At 67.9% G+C, this 22754-nt stretch carries 19 protein-coding genes, 1 other RNA gene and 3 pseudogenes; 8 read left to right on the top strand and 15 right to left on the bottom strand.

The annotated features are described in order from the left end of the window. Positions 1-245: 245 nt before the first annotated feature. Both ACOGXQ_RS06380 and ACOGXQ_RS06375 read right to left on the bottom strand, forming a co-directional pair. Positions 246-1439 carry an ISL3 family transposase gene (locus ACOGXQ_RS06380; RefSeq protein WP_419946351.1) on the bottom strand — a complete coding sequence of 398 codons (1194 nt, stop codon included), beginning with the start codon at positions 1437-1439 and terminating at the stop codon, positions 246-248. An 83-nt stretch (positions 1440-1522) separates the two neighbouring features. Beyond that, complete coding sequence (locus ACOGXQ_RS06375) at positions 1523-1972, bottom strand: Calx-beta domain-containing protein (RefSeq protein ID WP_419946587.1); 450 nt, start codon at positions 1970-1972, stop codon at positions 1523-1525. Between ACOGXQ_RS06375 and ACOGXQ_RS06370 the strand changes: the two genes are divergently transcribed. Next, complete coding sequence (locus ACOGXQ_RS06370) at positions 1953-2105, top strand: hypothetical protein (RefSeq protein WP_419946586.1); 153 nt, start codon at positions 1953-1955, stop codon at positions 2103-2105. The two genes, ACOGXQ_RS06375 and ACOGXQ_RS06370, sit on opposite strands and share 20 nt — an antisense overlap. Before the next feature lies 1 nt (position 2106). On the opposite strand, the gene ACOGXQ_RS06365 is transcribed toward ACOGXQ_RS06370, so the two are convergent. Then, a complete protein-coding gene (locus ACOGXQ_RS06365; RefSeq protein ID WP_419946585.1) occupies positions 2107-2385 on the bottom strand; it encodes a hypothetical protein in 279 nt (92 codons plus the stop codon). A 505-nt stretch (positions 2386-2890) separates the two neighbouring features. Between ACOGXQ_RS06365 and ACOGXQ_RS06360 the strand changes: the two genes are divergently transcribed. Beyond that, positions 2891-4222 (top strand): IS1380 family transposase, encoded by a 1332-nt coding sequence (locus ACOGXQ_RS06360; RefSeq protein WP_419946584.1) that lies wholly within the window; start codon positions 2891-2893, stop codon positions 4220-4222. 222 nt (positions 4223-4444) lie between these two features. Here ACOGXQ_RS06360 and ACOGXQ_RS06355 read toward each other — a convergent pair whose 3' ends face one another. The 4 genes from ACOGXQ_RS06355 to ACOGXQ_RS06340 form a co-directional block, all read right to left on the bottom strand. Continuing rightward, a complete protein-coding gene (locus ACOGXQ_RS06355; RefSeq protein ID WP_419946583.1) occupies positions 4445-5593 on the bottom strand; it encodes an ATP-binding protein in 1149 nt (382 codons plus the stop codon). A 114-nt stretch (positions 5594-5707) separates the two neighbouring features. After that, positions 5708-6079: a transfer-messenger RNA gene (ssrA, locus tag ACOGXQ_RS06350) on the bottom strand. Positions 6080-6147: 68 nt separating this feature from the next. Next, positions 6148-6414 carry a type II toxin-antitoxin system YafQ family toxin gene (locus ACOGXQ_RS06345; protein ID WP_419946582.1) on the bottom strand — a complete coding sequence of 89 codons (267 nt, stop codon included), beginning with the start codon at positions 6412-6414 and terminating at the stop codon, positions 6148-6150. Positions 6415-6420: 6 nt separating this feature from the next. Next, positions 6421-6675 (bottom strand): type II toxin-antitoxin system RelB/DinJ family antitoxin, encoded by a 255-nt coding sequence (locus tag ACOGXQ_RS06340; protein ID WP_419946581.1) that lies wholly within the window; start codon positions 6673-6675, stop codon positions 6421-6423. A gap of 167 nt (positions 6676-6842) precedes the next feature. Here ACOGXQ_RS06340 and ACOGXQ_RS06335 point away from each other — a divergent pair, with 167 nt between their 5' ends. Continuing rightward, positions 6843-7754, top strand: coding sequence for a 50S ribosomal protein L11 methyltransferase (locus tag ACOGXQ_RS06335; RefSeq protein WP_419946580.1), 912 nt, complete (start codon positions 6843-6845; stop codon positions 7752-7754). On the opposite strand, the gene ACOGXQ_RS06330 is transcribed toward ACOGXQ_RS06335, so the two are convergent. The 3 genes from ACOGXQ_RS06330 to ACOGXQ_RS06320 all read right to left on the bottom strand — a co-directional run bounded on the left by ACOGXQ_RS06330 (position 7751) and on the right by ACOGXQ_RS06320 (position 10598). Beyond that, the gene (locus ACOGXQ_RS06330) at positions 7751-8515 is read right to left on the bottom strand and encodes an SDR family NAD(P)-dependent oxidoreductase (protein ID WP_419946579.1); all 765 of its coding nucleotides are present in this window, start codon (positions 8513-8515) and stop codon (positions 7751-7753) included. The two genes, ACOGXQ_RS06335 and ACOGXQ_RS06330, sit on opposite strands and share 4 nt — an antisense overlap. Before the next feature lie 199 nt (positions 8516-8714). After that, a complete protein-coding gene (locus tag ACOGXQ_RS06325) occupies positions 8715-9404 on the bottom strand; it encodes a DUF1697 domain-containing protein (RefSeq protein ID WP_419946578.1) in 690 nt (229 codons plus the stop codon). Between the two features lie 534 nt (positions 9405-9938). Beyond that, on the bottom strand, positions 9939-10598 hold the full coding sequence (locus ACOGXQ_RS06320) for a Uma2 family endonuclease (RefSeq protein WP_419946577.1): 660 nt from the start codon (positions 10596-10598) through the stop codon (positions 9939-9941). Between the two features lie 120 nt (positions 10599-10718). Between ACOGXQ_RS06320 and ACOGXQ_RS06315 the strand changes: the two are divergent. Together ACOGXQ_RS06315 and ACOGXQ_RS06310 are read left to right on the top strand one after the other, a co-directional pair. Then, positions 10719-10898, top strand: a pseudogene (locus tag ACOGXQ_RS06315) (IS3 family transposase); the annotation flags it as partial. Between the two features lie 206 nt (positions 10899-11104). Continuing rightward, positions 11105-12769, top strand: coding sequence for an RCC1 domain-containing protein (locus tag ACOGXQ_RS06310; RefSeq protein WP_419946576.1), 1665 nt, complete (start codon positions 11105-11107; stop codon positions 12767-12769). A 318-nt stretch (positions 12770-13087) separates the two neighbouring features. On the opposite strand, the gene ACOGXQ_RS06305 is transcribed toward ACOGXQ_RS06310, so the two are convergent. The 3 genes and pseudogenes from ACOGXQ_RS06305 to ACOGXQ_RS06295 all read right to left on the bottom strand — a co-directional run. Continuing rightward, complete coding sequence (locus tag ACOGXQ_RS06305; RefSeq protein ID WP_419946575.1) at positions 13088-13792, bottom strand: hypothetical protein; 705 nt, start codon at positions 13790-13792, stop codon at positions 13088-13090. A 369-nt stretch (positions 13793-14161) separates the two neighbouring features. Beyond that, positions 14162-14992 (bottom strand): transposase, encoded by an 831-nt coding sequence (locus tag ACOGXQ_RS06300; protein ID WP_419946574.1) that lies wholly within the window; start codon positions 14990-14992, stop codon positions 14162-14164. Between the two features lie 23 nt (positions 14993-15015). After that, positions 15016-15621: pseudogene (locus ACOGXQ_RS06295) on the bottom strand (transposase); the annotation flags it as partial. 291 nt (positions 15622-15912) lie between these two features. Between ACOGXQ_RS06295 and ACOGXQ_RS06290 the strand changes: the two are divergent. After that, a pseudogene (locus ACOGXQ_RS06290) lies at positions 15913-16832 on the top strand (IS481 family transposase). A gap of 602 nt (positions 16833-17434) precedes the next feature. Continuing rightward, on the top strand, positions 17435-18499 hold the full coding sequence (locus tag ACOGXQ_RS06285; protein ID WP_419946573.1) for an ABC transporter ATP-binding protein: 1065 nt from the start codon (positions 17435-17437) through the stop codon (positions 18497-18499). A 228-nt stretch (positions 18500-18727) separates the two neighbouring features. On the opposite strand, the gene ACOGXQ_RS06280 is transcribed toward ACOGXQ_RS06285, so the two are convergent. Both ACOGXQ_RS06280 and ACOGXQ_RS06275 read right to left on the bottom strand, forming a co-directional pair. Next, a complete protein-coding gene (locus ACOGXQ_RS06280; RefSeq protein ID WP_419946572.1) occupies positions 18728-20104 on the bottom strand; it encodes a replication-associated recombination protein A in 1377 nt (458 codons plus the stop codon). Positions 20105-20470: 366 nt separating this feature from the next. Next, positions 20471-20860 carry a VOC family protein gene (locus ACOGXQ_RS06275; RefSeq protein WP_419946571.1) on the bottom strand — a complete coding sequence of 130 codons (390 nt, stop codon included), beginning with the start codon at positions 20858-20860 and terminating at the stop codon, positions 20471-20473. Between the two features lie 161 nt (positions 20861-21021). Between ACOGXQ_RS06275 and ACOGXQ_RS06270 the strand changes: the two genes are divergently transcribed. Further along, positions 21022-22671, top strand: coding sequence for a fumarate hydratase (locus ACOGXQ_RS06270; RefSeq protein ID WP_419946570.1), 1650 nt, complete (start codon positions 21022-21024; stop codon positions 22669-22671). Positions 22672-22754: the final 83 nt, after the last annotated feature.

Here is a 22754-nt window from a genome sequence, read left to right as displayed (position 1 = left end):
ACGGTTCGGCCAGCGCGCCAAAGTCTCAAGCGCCCTTGGTGATGCCTGCTTGTTCAAGGCGACTAACGCCCAGGCTTGTAGTGAAGTCCGATCACGTTGCCGGGATCGGCAGGGCCACGGAGGAGGAGGATCGACGAGCATCGCAAAGACGTCGGCGTCAGCTCTGGGATGCATCGCCACGGCCGTGAGAAGTCGAGCCTTCGCGTTTTTGTGGGATTCGGGTTGCTGGGTTCGGTTTGAGCAGGTTAGGTGACGAGGATGCCGCGGGCTTCGAAGTTGGCGTGGTTGGTGAGGCCGTGGGCTTGGCGTCGTAGGGCCTGGAGCAGGTTGTTGGTGCCTTCGATGCGGCCGTTGCTGGGCCGCCCGGCTTGGTGCCAGCCGAGGATCTGGTCATGCCAGGCGAGGAAGGTGTCAACGACACTGCTGAACTCGGGTATCTGGCCGGCGCCGTAGATGTCGGCGAACCGGTCGAGGGCTTCGAGGGCGCCTTTGCGGTCCTTCGCGAGATAGAGGCCGTGCAGCTCGCTGAGCGCGTCCCATGCTGCTTTGAGCCGAGGGTGGGCGGCGAACAGGTCCTCGAGCCGTTTGCGCTCGGCGCCGTCGAGGGTGTCGGGGCGTCTCATGAGCAGGAACCGTGCCCGGAACGCTGCGGGATCGAAGGCGGGCTTTGGGCCCTCGGGGCGGCGCTGGACGTCGCGGCGCACTGCGGTGAGCCCGGCTGCGAACCAGCGGATCACGTGGAACCGGTCCAGCACGTGGCGGGCGTGGCCGAGCCGCTTGGCGATCGCTGCGGCATAGGCCGCCGACCCGTCGGACACGACGATCTTGACGGCCTTGCACCAGCGGTGCCCCTGGGCGGCCAAGAACCCCGACAGGGCGGCTTCGCTGCGATGAGGCACCATGGCGAGCACCTTGCCGGTGTCGCCGTTCACGAGCACCGTGACGTAGCGGTGCCGTTTGCGGATCGAGGTCTCGTCGACCAAAAGCACCCGGCACCGCTGCCGGCGGCGATGCTCGCCCGCCAGGCCCGCACACGCGATCACCAGGCCCATCACGACATGCCAGCCCACCCGATGCCGACGCGCCGCCGCACGCACGGACATGTCACCGGCGTCGGCGACGACCCGGCGCGCCAGACGGGCCGTGAAGCGGCCCTCGAACGCCCGATGGTCCTCCAAGAACCGCCGGCCGCAGCCGTCGCATGCCATTCTGCGCCGGTCCCACACCAGCGTGGTCGGCCGGCCCGAGACCTCCAGGTCACGGACCCTCTTGGCTCGCCGGTCATGAACACGCCCGCTCTTCGCCCCGCAATGCGGGCACACCGGACGCGTCACCGTCGAGCGCACCCCCACCACCAGCTCCCCGGGCTCGTCGACGAGCACCCCGCTCACCTTGGTCTGCGACAGCCACAGCCGCACCGACATAACATCACTCGCCATCGAGGCCCCCTGAGGCTCGGCGTTATCACGAACACCGATCCCAGCAGGGCCTCGACCCCTACAAACGGACCCTCAACCCACCCTCATCCCACGAAATCGCGAAGGGCCAACTGTTCTCCGTCGATTCGACTCGCTATCACTGCAAACGGCAGATCGTCGTCGTCGGTGATGACGCCGGTGCCTTCTGCGACGCCAAGCTCCGCACCGACCGGATCGGTCAGACGCACGAGGAACGTCTCATCCGGGCTGCCGGAGGAGTCACGTTCGCCGAAGGAGTCGTCGGTCAGCGTGATCGTGATGGTCGCGCGCGTCGCGTTCGCCGGGATGGTCACGGTGCCCGAGGCGGCGGTGTAGTCCTCGGGTTGGGTGGCGGTGCCGTCGAAGGTGGCGTAGTCGACGGTGATGGCGCTGGTGCTCGCGCTGGTCAGGGTGATCTCGAACTCGATGATGCCGTCGCCTTCGGACGCCTGGGTGAATGACGGTGTGTGGGCCGCGATGGCCCACTTGCTGAATGTGGAACCCGGCGGTGACATCATCAAGGACTGGCACGATGCTGATGCGGTCGCGTCGGGCGTCAGTTCGTTCACCCGGCCGAGCACCGTCTACTACGAGTGGGGCAAGCTCGGCGATTGGCGACTGATCTCGCAGCTTCGGTTGCTGCAGTAGCTCAGCCCGCGAGGATTGCCCGTCGGAACTGCACTGCGTAGCTGCGTGGCACAATCCGGAATCTGATGGTCAGCGGCCCTTGCCGTTCTTCCCGCAGGTGCAGCCCGCCTTCCGCTGCGGACGCATCCGGCACCGCTCGACCCGGCCAGCTTCCTCGCGAATGGCGCATCACCCGGTCCACGATCTCCCAGGCGCAGTGCCTGACCGTCTCGGACTCATGCTGCCCGAGGCGACGAAAGTGATCGAGGGACTCAGGAGTCCACTCCCAGCCATCTTCCACGGCTAGTTGGTAGGTCTGTCAGGAAAGCAGTCTTCCACTTCGCTTCGCGGAACTGTCGGCAACGGCGTGCCTTGCTGCTCGTGGCGACGAATCTCATCCTCTAGCTGTTGCGCATCGGTATCCGCTATGACTGTGTTCGGCGCGGAGACGGCTTCTCGGTTGCGGCGCCGCAGGCCAGCCAGATGAGACGGCATACGGTCTCGATGCCCGACGGATTTGGGGGAGTTCACTGCTCAAGTTTCACCACGCTGCCTAGGCATCATGCAAACCAATTGCGTCACAGGCTCGTGACCTGCGCAAATGTGCGACTGCACGTTGTGCGCCCCGTACCGGGTCGCGCGGTTGGTCGGTACGAGGGCTCCAACTAGTACATGCAGTTCGACTTAGCCCAGATCCATCGGTTTGGTTGGGCTGGTGGGGTTTGCGTCCACCAGAAAGGCCTCCTGGGGTGGCATTTTGCCGGTTGTGAGATCGCGGCGTGATGCCATGACGGGAGGCGCTTTCTGTGAGCGATGATACGCGGTTGTTGGACCGGGTCGTGGCAGTGTTCGACGAGGGCTCGTTGGTGGGGGACGCTGGTCTGCTGGCGGTGGGCACGCTGGCGGGCCGGTTGGGCTTGGAGGGCTTGATCGACGAGACGGTGCGCCCGCCGGCGGCGGGCCGCGGGTCGGGAGCGAAGGTGCTCACGGCGGTGTGCTCGATGCTGGTGGGGGGCTCGTTCTTTTCTGACGCGGACAGGCTGCGGGCCGGCTCGGCGGGGTCGGTGGTTGGGTTCGCGCCGGTGGCGCCGTCCACGTTGGGGACGTTCTTGCGGTCCTTCACGTGGGGTCATGTGCGTCAGCTGGACCGCGTCCAGGAGCTGGCTTTGGGCCGCGCGTGGGACGCAGGCGCCGCCCCGGCGGCGGAACGGGTCACGGTCGATGTCGATTCCACGGTCGCGGTGGTGCACAGCGACGCGAAGGGCGGCGCTGCATACGGGCACGGTGGGCGGCTGGGATATCACCCGCTGGTGGCTTCACGCGACGACACCGGCGAGATCGTGCACAGCCGGATGCGCAAGGGCTCCTCCCAGCGGGGCCATGTCCGCTTCTTCGCCGAGACCGTCAACCGGGTGCGCCGTCTCGCCCCGGACGCGGAGCTGACGGTTCGCGCGGACGCGGGGTTCTTGTCGTGGGGCCTGGTCGACAAGCTCGACGCGCTCGACGCCAGGTTCGTGATCGCTGTCGCCTCGAACCCCGCCGTCGGCAGGGCCGTCGCGGCCGTCGACGATGCGGACTGGACCCCGATCGGCTACACCGACGACGGCGAGGCCCAAGTCGCCGAAACGACGCTCACCAGCGCACGGCGGCCCAACCGCAAGCCCGAGCGCACGGTGCGGCTGGTGGTGCGCCGCACCCGCCTGGTCGGCGACCAGGCCGACCTGTTCCCCAACTGGCGCCACCACACATTCGTCACCGACATCAGCGAAGCCGAACTCGACACCAAAGCAGCCGACGCCGCCTGCCGATCCCACGCACGCGTCGAGCTCGCCACCGGGGACCTCAAAGCCGGCGGCCTCGCCCACAGCCCCTCAGCCAGCTTCACCGCCAACGCCGCCTGGCTCGCCTGCGCCGCCTTGGCCCACAACATCGCACGCTGGACAGCACGCATCGGCCAAGTCCACGACCCCCGAAAGCTCACCGTTGGGGCCACCATCGCACGCCGCTTGCTCACCATGCCCGGCCGGCTCGTCAACCGCAGCGGCCGACCCACCCTGCGGCTCCCGGCCCGACGGCCCTGGGCCGACACGTTCACCACAGCACTGCGACACATCCGCAACCTGCCCCAGCGCTGCTGAACAAACCCCAGCGCCACGCCGCGCCGCGCAGCACACCCCCCGGGCGCAGCACACAAACCACCCCCCAAGCCGCCGCCGACCACCCACGCGTCCGCTCAGCCCTCACCCCGCCCCGACCCCAAACCGCACCACCGACATCCCACCCGACCCCACACCGCACACCCCACCGGTGGATCCGGGCTAAGTGACCGAAAATGAATCAGTCAGGTCAGCTAGCGGCGATCAGTGCCAGATGCCGTCTTCGGCGAGGGCGCGGTGGAGGGTGTCGATCGGCCAGATGTCGACCTCGTCCTCGGTGCGGAAGGCGCGTGGGCCTCGGTAGACGACGATGCGCCGAGTCAGCCCGGGCAGGTCTGCGATGGCTCGAAGGCCTTTGACGAACGACGTGTTGTACCGTTCGGCCGCCTTCACCTCGATGGCAGTGTGCTGATCCTCGCGGCGCAGGACGAAGTCGACCTCGATGCGCGACTCGGTTGGGGCCCAGTAGGCAATCTCGTCGTAGAGATGCTGATGCTCGTTGTGGGCTCGCAGCTGGCCCAGCACCCACCCTTCCAGCAGCGCGCCACGCTCCTCGGCCGTCACCGGACCGGACTGGCGCTTGAGCGCCCGCACCAAGCCGGGGTCGGCCCAGTACAGCTTGGGGCGGCGCCGCTCGCGCACACGCAGCCTGGCCTCAAGCGCGCCGAGCCGGGTAGCGACGAGGGTGTCCTCGAGGATCTCGATGTATCCCTCCACGGTGGAGCGCGCGACACCGGCGTCACGGGCGATGGCGGCGCTGTTGAGCGACTGGGCGTGCATGAGTGCCGCGACGGGCAGGAACCTGACGAAGCCGGCCAGGTTGCGCACCGCTGCCTCGGCCCGGATCTCCTCGCGCAGGTAGAGCTGGGCGTAGCTCGCGAGCACCTCGCCGCGGTCGGGGGCGTCCCACACCAGCGGGATGGTCCCATAGCGCAGCGCGTCGTCGAGATCGAAGTCGTCGCCCAGCTCTGCGGCGGTGAGTGGGTGCATCTCCTTGCGAAGCGCCCGGCCGGCGAGCAGGTTGGTGCCTGCTGATTTGAGCTTGCGAGCGCTCGAGCCCAGCAGCGCGAACCGCAGGCCCCGGTCGGCAATCTGGCGATGCACCTCGTTCAGCAGGCTCGGCAGCCGCTGCACCTCGTCGACCACGACCCAGTCATCCGGCCCTGCAGCCGAAACCATCCGGCCGAACAGTGCCGGGTCTGCGAGCAGGTCGGTGAACAGCGCCTCGTCAAGCAAGTCGAAGCGCATGGCCGATGGCAGCACTGAGCGCACCCAGGTGCTCTTGCCGACGCCCCGCAGTCCGAGCAGGAAGAAGCTGCGACTCGGCAGCGTCGTCAGCCGTTCGTATAGCACGCTGTCAAATATAGCCGAAAAATGCTAGGTAGACTGTGACTTTTCTAGATGGCTCAAGTTCCGTTTGTCGGGCGTCACTGCCTGATCTGCGCCCATGTAGTGGTCGGCATCGCTGGGTGGAGGTGGCGGGAATCGAACCCGCGTCCTTCAACGTTTCGGTGAGTCTTCTCCGAGCGCAGTCGCTGGGGGATTGTCGGGCGATGGCGGGCAGCGACACCCTTCCAGTCGCCGTAGCCGTCTGTGAGCGTCCCCGCTACCCCGTCGGCACAGGTGGCGGGCGAGTCCTGCAGATGGCGGCACCGACGCCCGCAGGACTGAGGCAGTCGGGCCAACTCACAACCTGAGGTCAGGCTGCGAGCACCAGATCGTCACGCTGAGCGTGTTCGACGTTGGCGTTTGTGTTTGTTTCCGGCTCTTTTTCGTGGATCCGGAGACCACGGCTCGCTTCTCTCACTTCAACCGTCAAAGTCGAAACCGATCACCCCCAAAGTGGTTGCGGAACCCGTACCGCGCGGGACCCGTCGGCGGCATACCACCCTAGCGATGAGCTGTGATCAGCCAAAGAGGTCGCTGTGCGTGCCTGTCCGGACGAGTACCAGGGCGTCCTCTTGGAGGTCCCAGATCAGCAACCAGTCTGGCTCGATGTGGCATTCCCGGAACTCCGACCACTGACCCGACAGGCGATGCGTCCGATGCCGGGCGTGCCGTTCGCCGCCGGCCAGGAGAACCTCCAGCACGGCCCAGAGCTTGTCGAGGTGCTTGCCGCGACGCTTGGCGCGCTTGAGATCCCTCTCGAAACGATTCGTCGTCCGCAGGATCACTGAGGGCTACAGCGTGGCTTTGAGTTCCTCGAGGCTGGAGTACTGGGTCAGTTCGTCGGGTTCTCGGGCTTGGCGCAAGGCTTCGACGGTTTCCGCGTTCGGGATGCTGACGTCGAACGGGACGCCTTGCCGCAGGACTACCTGCTTGTAGAACAGGGTGATCGCCTCGGTAGCCGACAGTCCGAGTTCGCGAAGGACGCGCTCGGCCTGCACCTTCAGATCCGGTTCGACCCGGGCTCGGATCATTTCGGTCTTGGCCACCGTGTGAACTCCTGTGCGTGAGGCAGTGTACCCCAAACGGGGAACAGCTATGTCGAGGCATAGAATGGACGGAGGCATCGAATGGGCGTCAGCATGTCCGGGTGCGCAGCAACGCGAGAAGTCGTTTGTTGCGAGAGGGATCAGACCCCGATGGCCACAATGCTGGGGTGAGCGAGCAGTCGCAACGGCAGCCCGTCTGGGGGGATGAGCGAGCGGGCGGGGCGTGCGTGGTGCTCGCCGATTCGGCGCCGCTGGGTGGTCAGGCGTTGCCGGCGCCCGGCCCGCCGCCGCTGTTGGGAGCGGTGGCGCTCGCTGTCTCGCACGAGGTGACCCGGCGGGGGCGCTGGGTGAGTCGGGTTCGGGTCGCGGACGATGAGACGGCACGGGCTGTGGTTGCGCAACTGCGCGCCGAGGGTCATGCTGCGGTGCTCGGGTCGCCGGATGAGGCGCACGCGGTGGGCTGGATGAACCGCAACCGTGCCGTGCCGGTCGGGGGGCGGTTGGCCATCTGCTTTCCGTGGGCCGAGGCCGGCGTCGACGCGCCGGCAGTCGTCGAGATCGACCCCGGCGAGGCGTTCGGCGCAGGAACCCACCCGTCCACTCGGCTGCTGGCCGCATGGTTGGTGGCGGGAATATCCGATGGCGGGCGTGTGCTCGATGTGGGATGCGGCAGCGGTGTGCTGGCACTGGTGGCCGCCCTGCTGGGCGCGGCCGAGGCGGTGGGCATCGACATCGAGCCGGCTGCCGTGTCGGCGGCAGAGGCCAATGCTCGGCGCAACGGCTTCGACGGAGTCGCCAGCTTCAGTACAGCCCCTGCCGGCACCGCCGAGCTCGGCGCCTTCGATGTCGTCGTTGCCAACATCACCGCCGATGTGCTGGTTTCGTTGGCCGGCGACATCGCTGCTCGAGTCGCATCAACCGGCCAGCTCGCGGTCAGCGGCATCTCGGCCGGGCAGACCTCCACGGTTGCCGCTGCCTATCGCCGCTACGGCATCGATCTGGCCGACCCCATCCGGCTCGACGACTGGGTCGCGCTGTCCGGGCGAAGGGCCTCGGGTGAATCGGCCGCTGGCCCCTAACCGGTGGGGGCGGGGTAGTTGGCCCAGGCGGAGACGCCACCGAAGCCGCCGTCGACCGTGATGGTCTGGCCGGTGACGTAGCGGGCCTCGTCGCTGGCAAGGAACGCCACCACGTCGGCGACCTCTTCGGGCACGCCCCAGCGGCCGAGCGCGATGTGGCGTTCGAGGCCGTCGGCGAGGCCGGGGACCTCGCGGCCCGGCCGCCACAGTTCGGTGATGATGAGCCCGGGCGCCACGGCGTTCACCCGGATGCCGAAGCGTCCGTACTGCGACGCCTGCGAACGGGTCAGCGAGTCGAGAGCGGCCTTCGTCGCCCCATAGGTGGGCAGTTCGGCGACGCCGATCGCACCGGCGATCGAGGACATGTGGATCACCGAGCCGTGGCCCCGCTCACCCATCTGGCGGGCCAGCGCCCGCGTCGTCTCCAGCGGCGCCAGGTAGTTGAGCTGCAGCACAGCCTGGTCGCCGCCGGGCACGCGCAGCTCGCCCCGGCCGGCATTGTTGACCAGGATGTCGACCCCGCCGAGCGCCTCGACTGCGGCCGCGGCCAGATCGGCGCCAGCGCCCTCCGCGCCCAGATCGCTCTCAAGCACCACCGGGTCATGCGGCAGCTCGGCCGCGATCCGGTCCAGATCGCCTGTCGAACGTGCCGCCAACGCCACCCGTGCGCCGTCACGCGCCAAGGCCCGGGCGCAGTGCTCGCCGATGCCCCGGCTCGCCCCCGTCACCAATGCCGTCCGCCCCCTCAGCCGCTCCGCCATTTCCCGATCCCTCCGTCACGCACGCCGCCGCGCGCCCTGCGCCGCACTCGGCGCTCCCTCAGTCTGCGCCACGAGATGTCCAGCGGCTCGTTCTGTCTAGCAGGCTGCTGAAATATGCAGGGCTGGCCGGAAGCACAAGCCCCTGACCTGCGGGTTTGTATCTGACAAACGCCGAAATAGCGGCTTTCCGACCAGCCTCCTAGAGCTTGGCTGCGATCCGTTCGAGCGTGTTCCAGTTGCGGGCCGTGGCGGTCACGCCGAGGTGCCGCTCGAGATGCGAGTACGACAGGCGCAGGGCCTTGATGCCCTCAGGTGTCCAGACGTATGCCTCTGTGTCTTCGACATGGACGACTTCGGGGCTGTGGTCGGCATCGACGAGTTCGCGCACGGCGTTGGGGCGCGGTTCTTCCGACAGGAAGTTGACCAAGTAGCGGGACCCGTCGTCGGCGATGTGGCCGAGGGGACTGCGTTCGAGGATGGCTTCGATCTCGGCTGCGGTGCGGGCCGCGCAGGGCATGTGGACGCAGGGCACGTGGACATCGAACTCATCGGCCAGCAGCTGTTGGACGGCGGCGGCCACGGCGGCGGTTTTGGACCGGTCGGGCTGGTCGGCGGTGGTCTCGGCCGTGGCGATGATGTTGCTGCTCTGGAGGATCGTGACCGGATCGGCGTAACCGGCCTCCGCCAGCTTGGGGCGCAGCTCGGCCAGGGGGACCCGGTTGTGGCCGCCGACGTTGATGCCGTGGGGAAGGACGATGCAGCGGGCCGCTGCGGTCGCGGTCGGCCCACACCGATTCGCGCACCTGCGCCGCGGCGCCCAGCAACGCCTCGGGGCCGTTTGCGCCCAGCCCGGTGATCGTGCGGTACAGCGTCGAGTCCGACCCCACACCGCCGAACAGCTCCCGCCGCGCGCGGATGCTCGATGTCGCTGCACGCCTCCCCGCCAGCAGCCTGCACCAACCACGCATGCGCCAGCACCGCGCCCCGGTCATGGACCGGGGCGCGCTCCCCCCACCTTGGCGCCGCCGCCGACAACGCGCCGGTCAGCCCCACACGATCCGAGAAGCCGCCCAAAGCGAACAGTCCCGCGCCCCACACGACCCGGCCTCCGCCGCCTGCCAGACACGCGTTCGTGACACTGACAGGCTTCACCTCGCAGATGCCCACCTGAACCCGCTGATGCGTTCTACGCAGACATGCATCATCACAGGTCAGAGAGGCTCTTCCGCGGACCTCAACAGCCCCGAACACCAGACTCGTGAACAATCAGGGCTAGCGCCCCGTCGGACGAGCAGCCCACACTGACGGCGGCACAACAACAGATGGCCGTCAGCGCGATGGATGTGCTGAGTGATTGGCCCGCTTCACAGTTGAGCCTTCGCGCTTTTGTGGGATTCGGGCTGCTGGACTCGGCTTGGTCAGGTTAGGCGACGAGTTGGCCGTGACGCCACCTCGGTCTCGGCATCTCGCGGAACACTCCCCGAACGAACTCACCGCGCACCCCGTCGTCGAGCTGGAGCAGGTCGTCGGCGGTGAGCGGCGGAGTCGATGAGGCTCGAATGCCAGCTGTCATTTTGTCTCGATGATCTTCATTGCCTTCACATGGCGAACAGGCGCTCGAGCGCGTGCGAGAAGCCGGGCAGCCTGAGCCGCCGTCGAGGCTGTTGGTCTCGGTCAGCGTCCCCACTGCGTCGGTGCCGGCGCGGTGTGTCTGGACCGTCCTCGAGCCGGGATGCACCACCCACACCAGCCGCACGCCGAAGCCGAGCCACATCGCAGCACGTTCTGCGAGCTCGCCGGGGCGATCGTTGGGCGACGCCACCTCGACCACGAGGTCGGGCACCACTTCGGCATATCCGTCGGACACTTGCCCGGGTGGCAGTCGCGCCGTCGAGGTAAGGGCGAGGTCCGGTTCGCGCACCGTGTCGGGATCGTGCTCAACCAAGACGCCGGAATCAGTGCCGACGACGGTGCCGAGGCCGTGAGCCTCGGCATGGTCGGCCAGCCGTGCACCCAGCCGCAGAGCAAGCTTCCCGTGCAGCTGTCCGGCAGACCCGGCACACCCGGCAGACCCGGCAGACATGGCAGACCCGGCAGACATGGTCTCGCAGAACACTCCCCTGACCAACTCGCCACGCACGCCCTGAGCTGAATCGCTCTGGGTTGGTTGGAGATTCTCGGCCTTGGAACCGAGGATGGAGAGATGCCACGAGAGAAGTCGCTTGGGGAGCCGACGACGCGTCGGTGTTCGGAGTCGGAGAAGGATCAGGCGGTCCGGTTGGTGCGTCAGCTGCGTGAGGAGCTGGGCACTTCGGCGGGCACGGTGTCGCGTGTGGCGCGCCAGCTCGGCTACGGCGTGGAGTCGGTGCGCGCGTGGGTGCGCGAGCTCGAAGCTGAGAACAGGGGTCTGTGCCAACAGGTTCGAGAGCTGCGTCGCGCGAACAGGATCCTCAAGCTGGGCCGTACACGCCTGAGCGACGAGTTGGCGGTTGTGTTGGGTTATGTTGGCTGGTAACTGACACTGGTAATTGACAGCCGTTGTCTTGGGCGTGAGGAGCTGTTGTGCGCCGATGCTGGTCCGTATCTCTGATGGCGCTGATGCTGGTCGGGGGGCTGCTCGCCGTGCCTGCGGGCGCTCAGCCACAGAGCGCGTTCGTGGACGGCGCGGAGTCGTGGACCGAGTCTGATTGCGCATCGCAGGTGCCTGTGGTGGTGGCCTCCGACCCGGCGGCGCAGTCCGACATCTACTCGGCGGTGACCTTCGCAGGAGCGATCGGCAGCGGCTGCGTCGTGTTGGCAGGCGCCCGCGGCGAGCCGATGGCCGCAGCCCAGCAGGCCCGACTCGACATGGCCGCGAGCGGCGGATGGGTCCTAGGCGGCACCGCAGCCGTTCCCGAGCACAAGATCGCGGGCCGCGGCCTGACACGGCTCGCGGGTCAGAACCGCTGGCACACCGCGCGCTTGGTCGGCGTGGTAGCGGCCGACCCCGACGGCGACATCGCAGCACTCACGCTGAGCACCCGCGCTTCGGCTGGGACCGCCGCGTCGGCACCGCCCGGGGTGCGCACCCCGCCGGGGTCCTCCGGCGATTGCGCATCGCAGGTGCCTGTGGTGGTGGCCTCCGACCCGGCGGCGCAGTCCGACATCTACTCGGCGGTGACCTTCGCAGGAGCGATCGGCAGCGGCTGCGTCGTGTTGGCAGGCGCCCGCGGCGAGCCGATGGCCGCAGCCCAGCAGGCCCGACTCGACATGGCCGCGAGCGGCGGATGGGTCCTAGGCGGCACCGCAGCCGTTCCCGAGCACAAGATCGCGGGCCGCGGCCTGACACGGCTCGCGGGTCAGAACCGCTGGCACACCGCGCGCTTGGTCGGCGTGGTAGCGGCCGACCCCGACGGCGACATCGCAACACTCACCGCACCAGCCGCCCACCAGCCCACCACCAAGTCAGCCAACCCCGCACCAGCCGCCTACACCGTCGCCGCCGGCGGTACGCATTCGTGCGCAATCGGCACCGACAGCACCATCACCTGCTGGGGCTGGAACCGCGGCGGGCGGCTTGACGCGCCTGCCGGCACGTATACCGCCGTCGCCGCCGGCGGTGCGCATTCGTGCGCGCTCGGCACCGACGGCGCCATCACCTGCTGGGGCATCGACAACATGGGGCAGGCTGACGCGCCTGTCGGCACGTACACCGCCGTCGCCGCCGGCAGTGCGCATTCGTGCGCGGTCGGCACCGACAGCACCATCACCTGCTGGGGCAACAACGGCGTCGGGCAGGCTGACGCGCCTGTCGGCACGTACACCGCCGTCGCCGCCGGCCTGGATCATTCGTGCGCGGTCGGCACCGACGGCGCCATCACCTGCTGGGGCTGCCGGGGCATCGAAAGCTACGGGCGGCTTGACGCGCCTGTCGGCACGTACACCGCCGTCGCCGCCGGCGGTACGCATTCGTGCGCGGTCGGCACCGACGGCGCCATCACCTGCTGGGGCAGCAACAGCTTCGGGCAGGCTGACGCGCCTGTCGGCACGTACACCGCCGTCGCCGCCGGCTGGAGGCATTCGTGCGCGGTCGGCGCCGACGGCGCCATCACCTGCTGGGGCAACAACCGCGGCGGGCGGGCTGACGCGCCTGTCGGCACGTACACCGCCGTCGCTGCCGGCTTGGTGCATTCGTGCGTGGTCGGCGCCGACGGCGCCATCACCTGCTGGGGCGAAAACAGCGTCGGGCAGACTGACGTGCCCACCGGCTTCTAACAAGGTTGCCCACCGGCTTCTAACAAGGTGTTGAGAAAGTCGTTTTTGGGCAGTTGCCGAGTGCAAATCCACAGGTCAGGGGCTTGCACCTCTGGCCATACCCGAATATTTCAGCATCCTGCTAAACCGCCATCGCCGTCGACACGTACACCGTCGGCACAGCTGGCTTGGTGCATTCCTGCGCGGTCGGCACCGACGGCGCCATCACCTGCTGGCCGTCACGCCCGATCCCGGGGGCGCGGCTTGGGTCAGCTAGATGATTGAGGGCCTTGGTAGCCGCTGTGTTCGCCATCTTGATCTCGTGCCCAGTCTGCGGAGTCAGTCGGGGCGCCGAGGGATACCAGCAAATCGCAGCGCCTGCGCCAGAACGGCCACCCCGCACCCGAGCAGGCAGGCCGCAAGCACGGCCGCCTGCTTCCCGCAGCCGGTTTGGGCCTTCGGAGCGCCTGACTGCCGGCGGTGCTGACCGCTGCGGGCTGGACGGCGATGCGGTCGCGGAGCATCTGCCTGCGCATCGGGACCCGCTATTCGCTCCACAAGCTGGTCCTTCGCCGGCCAGGATTTCTCCAGGAGCGCTTCCAAGACGCCGTTCAAGTAGTCATGCTCGGAACTGTCGGCGACGGCCATCAGCTCGACGTTCTCGGCAAAACCGGCGGTCGTGAGGTTGGCCGAACCAACGAGATATGCATCGGGTCCCCCACGCTCATCGCATGCAGCCCACACCTTGAGATGGGCCTCGGAGCGGCCTGCTGCGCTGCGCGCGGTGCGGTACCAGTTGCGCACATCCACATCGCTTCGCTGCACGAACTCCAGGGCCGCTCGGCGATCGGCGTCAGTCGCATGCTGGAAGTTCCGGTCCTGCAGATCGCCGATCAGCAATGTCACCGGCCGCTGAGGAGCACGTTCGGCCAACCACACCAGGCCCGAGACGCTTGCCGAGCCGACGCACACAATGAGCCGTCCGGTCGAGTGAGCGCGCAAGAAGCGCTCTATCCGATCCCCCGCGCCGACCCCGAGTTGCATGCGGCACCGGAGGCTAACTGCGGATAGGCGCTGACCTGCGGAAACGCTTAAGTCTTCGTCGGCGGCAGCACCGCCATGACCTGAGGCTTTGCTGAGCCCAATAGTGGGTCAAGCGAAATGGGCCGATCGCCGTTCCGCCTATCCGCGCGGCCTCTTAGCCCTGATTGTTCATGAGAATGCCGTTGGGTGTTCTTTTGGTGTGTTCTGCGCCCGGTTGGGCGGTGCTGGCTTGGTGGGTTGGTCGTGGATCGTCCGGTCGGCGCCCGCTGGGGTGGGTTCGGGGTGCGTTCGGGGCCGGGGGTGCGTGTGGGGGCGTGACGATGTGCCCGGCGGGAGCCGGGATGGGGGGTTCGGCTGGGGCGTGGTTGCTCAGCGGGGGTGGGCGGCGGCGAGGAGCGCTTTGGTGCCGGGGTGCTGTTGGGGCAGGCGCAGCAGGGTTCTTCGCCCGGTGCGGCACACGACGGCGGGAAGGTGCCAGAGTTGCCAGCGGAGCCGTTTGGGTGCTGCTCGGCGCAGCGGCCCGTTGAGGCAGGCGGTCTGGAACCAGTCCACGAGCGCGTGGTTGATGGCGCACAGCGCGGCCCAGGCGCTGTTGGCGTCCCAGTCGGTGAACGGCATGCGCCCAAGGCCGCTGTCTTTGAGGCGGCGCACGGTGTCCTCGAGGTCGGCGTGTGAGCGCATCAGCCGGTCGAGCCGGGCAGGGCTGTGGGGCTGGTCGGTGAGGAATCCCCAGTAGCGGAACCGGTCGCTGGGAAACAGGCTGCGCTGCGCGCCTGGGTGCAAGGGTTCGCGGCGCACCACCAGCCGGGTGCCTTGGGGCCAGCCGGACAGGTCCACCGTGTCGGTGAACTCGGCGACGTGGGCGCGGCGGCGGCCCGGGCGCTGGTCGGGGCCGGGCTGGGTCGGGTGCCAGCGGCCCTGCTCGCCCAAGGCATCGCCGATGGCGGCGGTGATCGCCGGCGTGGAGCGCGCCGAGACCGCAAAGCCGATGTTGCGACCCCGCAGCCGTGCGGCGAGCCTCGGCGAGCACCCCGCGGCGTCGATGCGCACCACCATCGGGCGCTGCACCGAACAGGGGTCGTCGCCGTCTCGGTGCCCGGCGGCATCGGTTTCGGGCAGCATTCCCACAGCGGCGTCGAGCACCCCGAGATGATCCGTATGTCGTTCGCCGCGGCGTTGCTCGCCCGCAGCCTGACCCACAACGGCCCCCCTTCAGCGGTCGCGCAGATCATCGGATGGAACCCATAACCGTCTTTGAAATGCGGCGCAGCGCCGGTCTTGTTCCCCGAGTGGACCTCCAGCAGCGTCGAGTCGATGTCCAACACCAGCGGGCCGCTGCGATCCCGGCCATCCCACACCCGTTCACGCACCGCAGCCGCGGTGCCCAACAGCGCATCGGCGCCCCCAGGGCCCAGCCCCCGGATCGTGCGATACAAGGTCGAGTCCGATGCCACGTCCCCGAACAGGTCCCCCTGAGCACGCAGATGCTCGATATCGCTGCATGCCTCACCGCCGCCCGCCAGCATCAACAACGCATGAGTGAGCACCCGGCCCCGGTCATGAACCGGGGCCCGCTCCCCGAGCCGGGGCACCGCCGCAGACAGCGCACCGGTCAACCCGACACGGTCCGCGAAACCCCCCAGAGCGAACAGCCCCGCGCCCCACACCACCCGCTCGCCGCCGCCTGCCGGACACGCGTTCGTGACACTGCTAAGTTCCACCTCGGAGATGCCCCCCTGAACTCGCTGATGCGGCCTGAGGACACACGCATCATCGCAGGTCAGAGAAGCCTTTCCGCGAACCCGCACACCCCGAACCCACCCACTCATGAAAAATCAGGGCTAGTGGTGTGTCGCAGTTTTCTTCCGGGCATCATGCAACTCGCTGACCTGTAAGAATGGGCTTGCTTCAGCCCCAGCCATTTCAGCGACGCACCACTAGTTGTAATGCCCACAGAGGTTGTCGACGGTTCGGTTCCTGTGATGGGTTGAGCCTCCGTGGCAGTGTGGGGTCTGTTGTGGTCCCGGATTGCGAGCGGAGGCTCAGTGATCGACGGTAGTGCAGGAGCGGCTCGGCGGGGTGCGCCGCGGCCGAGGTTGTCGCCGCGTTCGCGGCTGGTGATGGTCGAGCGTGTGCAGGCAGGTCAGTCCAAGACGGCGGTGGCGGCTCAGATGGGCTGCTCGCGTCAGACGGTGGACAAGTGGTGAAGCGCTATGAGGCGCAGGGCGCGGTGGGCTTGGAGGACCGGTCGAGCCGGCCGTTGCGCTCGCCTGCCCGCACTGCTGAGCGGGTCGAGAAGAAGATCTGCCGGCTGCGGCGCTCCAAGCGGCTGGGCCTGGTGCGGCTGGCTGCTCGGGTGGGAGTGCCGGCGTCGACGGTGCATCGGGTGCTGGTGCGCCGCGGGCTGAACCGGCTCGCGTGGGTCGATCGGCCCACCGGTGAGCGGGTGCGCCGCTACGAGAAAGCTCATCCCGGCGATCTGGTGCACGTCGACGTGAGGAAGGTCGCCAAGGTGCCCCCTGGCGGCGGGTGGCGGGTCCATGGCCGAGGGTCGCCCAAGGCCCGCCGGGCCAAGCGCCGACGCCGCGGCTGCACGTACCTGCACGTCGCCGTCGGCGACCACTCCCGGATCGCCTGCGTCGAGGCCCACGACAACGAGAAAGCCGTGACGGCCGCAGCGTTCTGGCGCAACGCTCGGGACTGGTTCAACCGGCTCAACGTCGGCATCGACGCGGTCATGACCGACAACGGCAAGAACTTCACCTCAGCGAAGCTCGCCGAGGCGCTCGCCGAGAACCGCGCCAAGCATCGGCTCACTCGCCCCTACCGGCCACAGACGAACGGCAAGGTCGAGCGGTTCAACCGCACCCTCGCCGAGGAGTTCCTCTACAGCTACAAGCTCCGCTCAGAACCCGACCGCCGCCGACGCCTCCAGAACTGGGTGCACACCTACAATCACCACCGGCACCACACCGCCATCGCAGCCACACCCGCCAACCGCGTCGACAACCTCTGTGGTCATTACATGCGTGTCAACTAGTTGATCGCGTTTTGGCGTCGGTTGCGCCATCATGGGGTCTTGGTCGATGACCGGAGGCTGTGGTGGGTGTTCGACGGTAACGGCCGACTGTGCCGGTGGTGCTGAGCGACGGCGAGCGCGAGACGCCGGAGCCGTTATGCACAACGAATTCTCCACTCGGGACACTAGATGATTAGTTCCAAGGTTGGCGCTGGAAACTTGAGTGTGCAACAGACCAAGAAGAATCGAGAGACATCGATGACTTCCGTATCGCGGGTTGCTCGGCTCCTGAGTCCGTTGCCGACCTTGCGCTCCAGCTCAGCTCCGGCTCGGACATCCGCTGCTCGCGCCCGTGTTCCTGAGCGCTCAATATCTTTTTGCATATATTTCAGTATCTTTCACTATAGATGTTTGCACTGACCCCTTGGAACTAACCATCTAGTGCCACGCCGCTGGGTGACGCTGCGCAATGCACCGAATCTCTGACCCGCGCGAACGTCGCGCGGCACCCCGCGAGCAAACCTCAGGCGTAACGCAAGGCGACCCCCACCGCCGCCAATCGGAGCGTGCCCCGCCTGAAAACCTGTTCAGACTGACTGCACCGAGTGCGTAGCGTCTCGCACATGGCAGACGGGCGAGGCGGCGGCACCTTGCGCATCACCGGCGCTCACGTTCACTTCGATCGCACGCGGGCGCTGGACGGGGTGGACCTCGCCGTCGGCGACGGTGAGATGGTGGTGCTGCTCGGGCCGTCGGGCTGCGGCAAGACCACGCTGCTGCGGGCAGCCGCAGGCTTGCAACCGCTCGACGCCGGCAGTATCGAGCTCGACGGCAAGAACCTGACCGGCCAGCGCCCCGACCAGCGCGGCATCGGGCTGATGTTCCAGGACGAGGTGCTGTTCCCCCACTTCGATGTCGAGGGCAACGTGGCGTTCGGGCTGCGCATGGCCAAGGTGCCGCTCGACGAGCGACGAAGGCGGGTTGCCGAGGTGCTGGCGCTGGTGGGCCTGTCGGGCTTTGAGGGCCGGGACGTGGCGACGCTGTCGGGCGGCGAGGCGCAGCGGGTCTCGCTGGCACGCGCACTCGCCCCCGAACCGAGAGTGCTGTTGCTCGACGAGCCGTTCGGCTCGCTGGACCGGCTGCTGCGAGAGCGGCTCATCAATGAGCTGCGGCCCGTGCTCGACCAGGTCGGCGTCACTGCCGTACACGTCACCCACGACCATCACGAGGCGTTTGCCCTGGCGGACCGCATTGCGGTGATGGCCTCAGGCCGCCTGCTGCGGATCGGCACCCCCGAAGAGGTGTGGACCGATCCTCGAACTGCCCAAGTGGCCCGGTTCCTGGGCCACACCAACGTGTTCGAGGCAGAAGTGCCGCCGGCGCTGGCCAGGGCCGCCGGGCGCGAGAACAGCTTCGTGCTGCGCGCCGATCGCATCGAGGTGAACCCGAACCCGGCAGCCGGGGAGCGACCCTCCGCGGATGGGGCTGCTGAGGGGACGACGCAGTTGCCAGCCTCTGTAACCCGGCGGCGCTTCCGTGGCGATCGCTACGAATCGCGCCTCGACGTCGATGCCGACGGGGTGACCACGACCCTCGACGCCATTACGCCCTACGGCCCCGCCGTCGGAGCCGCCGTGACTGTGCTTATCGGCAGCGGTGCAGTCATCCCGCTTGAGCGTTGCCGCTGACGAATCTCGCTTTCTGCGCAATGGTGCCGCCAGCGGCATTTCTGCACATGTTTCCTGCTGCGGTCGTTCTATGCGCAAGAGTGCCGTCCGCAGCGGCATTTCTGCACATGTTTCCTGCTGCGGTCGTTCTATGCGCAAGAGTGCCGTCCGCAGCGGCGCTTCGCACACATTTGCCCGGCTCAGCCATCCTGCGCCGGTGCGTTCGCGCTCATTGTGCTCCTGCTGCCGTCAGTCGGCTGGCCGTTCGCTGGAATCGTCAGGGTTTGCTGCCGGGCGCAGGTCGCGCTCACGGCCGTGCTCGGACGGTTCCCAGTAGACGTTGCCGGCCACCTCGTCGGGCCGGTACTGCTGGGAAACCCAGCCGCTGGGATCGTCGTGGGGGTACTCGTAGCCCTCGCCGTGACCGAGTGAGGCAGCACCCTGGTAGTGGGCGTCACGCAGGTGGATGGGCACCTCGCCGGCCCCCGCGGCGCGGGCATCGGCCTTCGCCCGGCCGAGCGCCACGGTCACCCGGTTGGACTTAGGAGCGGTGGCCAGCCGCACCACGGCATGGGCCAGGTTCAGCCCGGCTTCGGGCAGGCCGACATACTCGACGGCCCGTGCCGCCGCTTCGGCCACCAGCAGCGCCGAGCTGTCGGCCATGCCGATGTCCTCCGACGCCAGGATCACCATGCGGCGGGCGATGAACCGCGGGTCCTCGCCGGCGTCGAGCATCCGGGCCAGCCAGTACAGGCCGGCGTCGGTGTCCGAGCCGCGCAGCGACTTGATGAACGCGCTGATTGTGTCGTAGTGGCCGTCGGCGCCATAGCGAACCGCCTTGGCGTCTACGGCGTGCTCGGCGTCGATCAGCGTGACGTGCGTGCCCGCCGCAACAGGGTCGGGGGCGGCGTGGGCTGCGCTGCTGATCTTGATGGCTTCGAGCGCCTCTGCCTCTTGGCGGCGCGCAGCGAGTGCCACGGCCACCTCGGTGCTGGTGAGCGCATGACGGCCGTCGCCCCCGCTGCGGGCCGCGATGTGGTCGATCGCCGCAGCGTCGGCGGAAGCGCCCTCCGCGTCGAGTGCCCGATCGATCAGCGTGCGCAGCGCAGCGTCGTCGAGCGGCACCAGCCGGAACAGTGTCGAGCGTGACAGCAGCGGCGGGTTGACCTCGAAGTGCGGGTTCTCGGTGGTGGCGCCGATCAGCACGATCAAGCCGTCCTCGACCGCCGGCAGCAGCGCGTCCTGCTGCGCCTTGTTGAAGCGATGCACCTCGTCGAGGAACAGGATCGTGCCCCGACCGTGCTCGCCGAGGCGCAGCCGCGCGCCGGCAATGACCTCGCGCACGTCCTTGACCGTGGCACTCACCGCCGACAGCTCGCAGAACTCCTTCGCAGTCGATGCAGCTACCACCCGAGCGAGCGTCGTCTTGCCGGTGCCCGGCGGACCCCACAGGATCACCGACGCCAAGCGATCAGCCTCGATCAGCTCACGCAGCGGTCGGCCCGGCGCGAGCTGATGGTCTTGGCCGACGATCTCGTTGAGCGTGCGAGGTCGCAGCCGTGCGGCCAGCGGGGCATGGCGGGCCAGCTGCTCGCTGCCGGCCGCCTCGAACAGCCCTTCGCTCACGTCCAGACCGTCACAGTTCCGGATGAGGCGGCGGCATCACCCGCGTGCGAATCGCGACTGGACCCTTCGCTCACGTCCAGACCGTCACAGTTCCGTATGAGAGCAGTCTGGACATCTGGTCACTCCTTGGTGCTGGTGCTTCGCTCACGTCTAGCAGGATGCTGAAATTTGCGGGTCTGGCCGGAAGCACAAGCCCCTGACCTGTGGGTTTGCAACTGGACACCGCCCGAAAACCGACTCTTTCAGCATCCTGCTAGTGCGGTGTCCGCATACCTGCGCATGGTGACACCGAAGCAAAACACTGGAACTGCGGGCAAATCTTAGGCGCGCGAGCGCGCGAACGTTTGTGGACATCGCACTAGACCGTCACAGCTCGGGGTGATCCACCTCGTAGGCGCGGATCCGCGTGGCGAAGCTCAGGTCGTGGCCTGCAGGGTCGAAGATCGGAAACATGCGCTCACCCCACGGTGCGTCGCGGGGCGCTGCCTGGGGTTCCAGCCCGGCATCGAGCGCCTGCTGGTACAGCGCGTCCACGTCGTCCACGTGAAAGATCACCCTGCCCCAGCCGGTCTCGGCCTCAGCCGGACTGGAGACCGCAATCAGGTTCACGAAACACTCGCCGCTTCGCAGCGTGCTGAACGGCGCATCGGAACCGCCGTAGGTGAGCCGGAACCCCAAGTCCTCGTAGAACCGGACCGACGTCGCCATGACCGCTGTCCGCAGCGTGATTGCGTTGATCGACTCGACGCCTGTCACCCGCCCATTCTCGCCGCCGCCATGCGGTCAAGACACGGTCGCCTTCGCATATTGGTGCGAAAGTGGACGCGGCGAGGCGTCGATTGCACCAATTTGGGACAACGCACGGCCGCTCAGCCTCTTGCGGCTCGCCGGCGGGCGAGTTTCCGTAGCATGAGGCAATGAGCACCTACGCCCATGTGGAGCTGCTCTCCACGGGTCCCGCAGACGTGACCTACCGGCATCTCACGTCCGAGGGCGTCTCGACGCTCGACGTCGCGGGCCGGCGCTTCCTGCAGGTCGAGCCCGAAGCGCTGCGGCTGCTCACCGCTGAGGCGATGCGCGACATCTCTCACCTGTTCCGCACCGATCACCTGGCAGCGCTCGCCGCAATCGGGGACGACCCTGAAGCGTCCGCCAACGACCGTTTCGTCGCCCTCGAACTGCTCAAGAACGCCAACATCGCCGCCGGGGGAGTGCTGCCGAGCTGCCAGGACACCGGCACCGCCATCGTCTGGGGGCACAAGGGCGAACGGGTGCTCACCGGCACCGCGGACGATCCCGACTTCGACGATGCCGCGGCCGTCTCCCAGGGCGTGGCAGACACGTTTCTCACCTCGAACCTGCGCTATTCGCAGATGGCCCCGCTCGACATGTTCACCGAGCGCAACACCGGCAACAACCTGCCCGCACAGATCGAGATCTACGCCTCGCCGGGCGACGAGTACGAGCTGGTCTTCATGACCAAGGGTGGCGGCTCGGCCAACAAGAGCTTCCTGTTCCAGGAGACCAAGGCCCTGCTCACTCCCGACAACCTCACCCGCTTCCTCGACGAGAAGCTGCGCACGCTGGGCACCTCCGCCTGCCCGCCGTACCACCTGGCAGTGGTGATCGGCGGCACCTCGGCGGAGTTCGCCGTGAAGGTCGCCAAATACGCGTCGGCCAAGTACCTCGACACGCTCCCGACATCGGGCGGAGAGGCCGGGCACGGCTTCCGTGACCTCGAATGGGAAGGCCGCATCCTGGAGCTCACCCGGGAGTTCGGCATCGGAGCGCAGTTCGGCGGCAAGTACTTCTGCCACGACGTGCGGGTGGTGCGGCTGCCCCGCCACGGCGCGAGCTGTCCGGTGGCCATCGCCGTGTCGTGCTCGGCGGACCGCCAGGCGCTCGGGCGCATCACCGCCGACGGTGTCTTCCTCGAGCAGCTCGAGACCGACCCGGCACGGTTCCTGCCCGAGGCCCCCGAGCGAGAGATGTCCACTGGCGTGGTGCCCATCGATCTGAGCCAGCCGATGGATGCGATCCGCAGCCAGCTCACCCAGCACCCTGTCAAGACCCGGCTGTCGCTCACCGGCACGCTGGTGGTGGCCCGAGACATCGCCCACGCCAAGCTGAAGGAGCGCCTCGACTCCGGCGAGGGGCTGCCTGACTACATGAGGGAACGTCCCGTGTACTACGCCGGGCCCGCCAAGACGCCCGAGGGCTACGCGTCAGGCTCGTTCGGGCCCACCACCGCCGGCCGCATGGACTCCTACGTGGAGCAGTTCCAAGCCTCCGGCGGCAGCCTAGTGATGCTGGCCAAGGGCAACCGGTCCCGCCAGGTCATCGAGGCGTGCGCCCGCTACGGCGGCTTCTACCTCGGCTCGATCGGCGGCCCGGCCGCCCGGCTGGCCAAGGACTCGATCCGCAAGGTCGAGGTGCTCGAGTATCCCGAGCTGGGCATGGAAGCTGTCTGGCAGATCGAGGTGGAGGATTTCCCGGCGTTCATCGTGGTGGACGACAAGGGCAACGACTTCTACAGCGAGGTCTCCACGCCGGTCAATATCCGTTGATCTTGGCGAGCGAAGGGGTTCGCCCCCGCTGGCGGCAACAGAATCAGCGGCTGCACGCCCCGCTCGCGACAACGGAGACAAGG

The sequence above is a fragment of the Candidatus Poriferisodalis sp. genome (assembly GCF_965208485.1).
In the GTDB taxonomy this organism is placed as follows: domain Bacteria; phylum Actinomycetota; class Acidimicrobiia; order Acidimicrobiales; family Poriferisodalaceae; genus Poriferisodalis.
This window is presented reverse-complemented; position numbering and strand designations above follow the sequence as displayed.

Excerpts from the sequence above, each read along its gene's own strand:
- ACOGXQ_RS06310 (WP_419946576.1), top strand. The coding sequence starts at position 11,105 with ATGGCGCTGATGCTGGTCGGGGGGCTGCTCGCCGTGCCTGCGGGCGCT.
- ACOGXQ_RS06270 (WP_419946570.1), top strand. The coding sequence starts at position 21,022 with ATGAGCACCTACGCCCATGTGGAGCTGCTCTCCACGGGTCCCGCAGAC.
- ACOGXQ_RS06375 (WP_419946587.1), bottom strand. The coding sequence starts at position 1,972 with ATGTCACCGCCGGGTTCCACATTCAGCAAGTGGGCCATCGCGGCCCAC.
- ACOGXQ_RS06285 (WP_419946573.1), top strand. The coding sequence starts at position 17,435 with ATGGCAGACGGGCGAGGCGGCGGCACCTTGCGCATCACCGGCGCTCAC.
- ACOGXQ_RS06305 (WP_419946575.1), bottom strand. The coding sequence starts at position 13,792 with ATGCAACTCGGGGTCGGCGCGGGGGATCGGATAGAGCGCTTCTTGCGC.
- ACOGXQ_RS06380 (WP_419946351.1), bottom strand. The coding sequence starts at position 1,439 with ATGGCGAGTGATGTTATGTCGGTGCGGCTGTGGCTGTCGCAGACCAAG.
- ACOGXQ_RS06330 (WP_419946579.1), bottom strand. The coding sequence starts at position 8,515 with ATGGCGGAGCGGCTGAGGGGGCGGACGGCATTGGTGACGGGGGCGAGC.
- ACOGXQ_RS06320 (WP_419946577.1), bottom strand. The coding sequence starts at position 10,598 with ATGTCTGCCGGGTCTGCCGGGTGTGCCGGGTCTGCCGGACAGCTGCAC.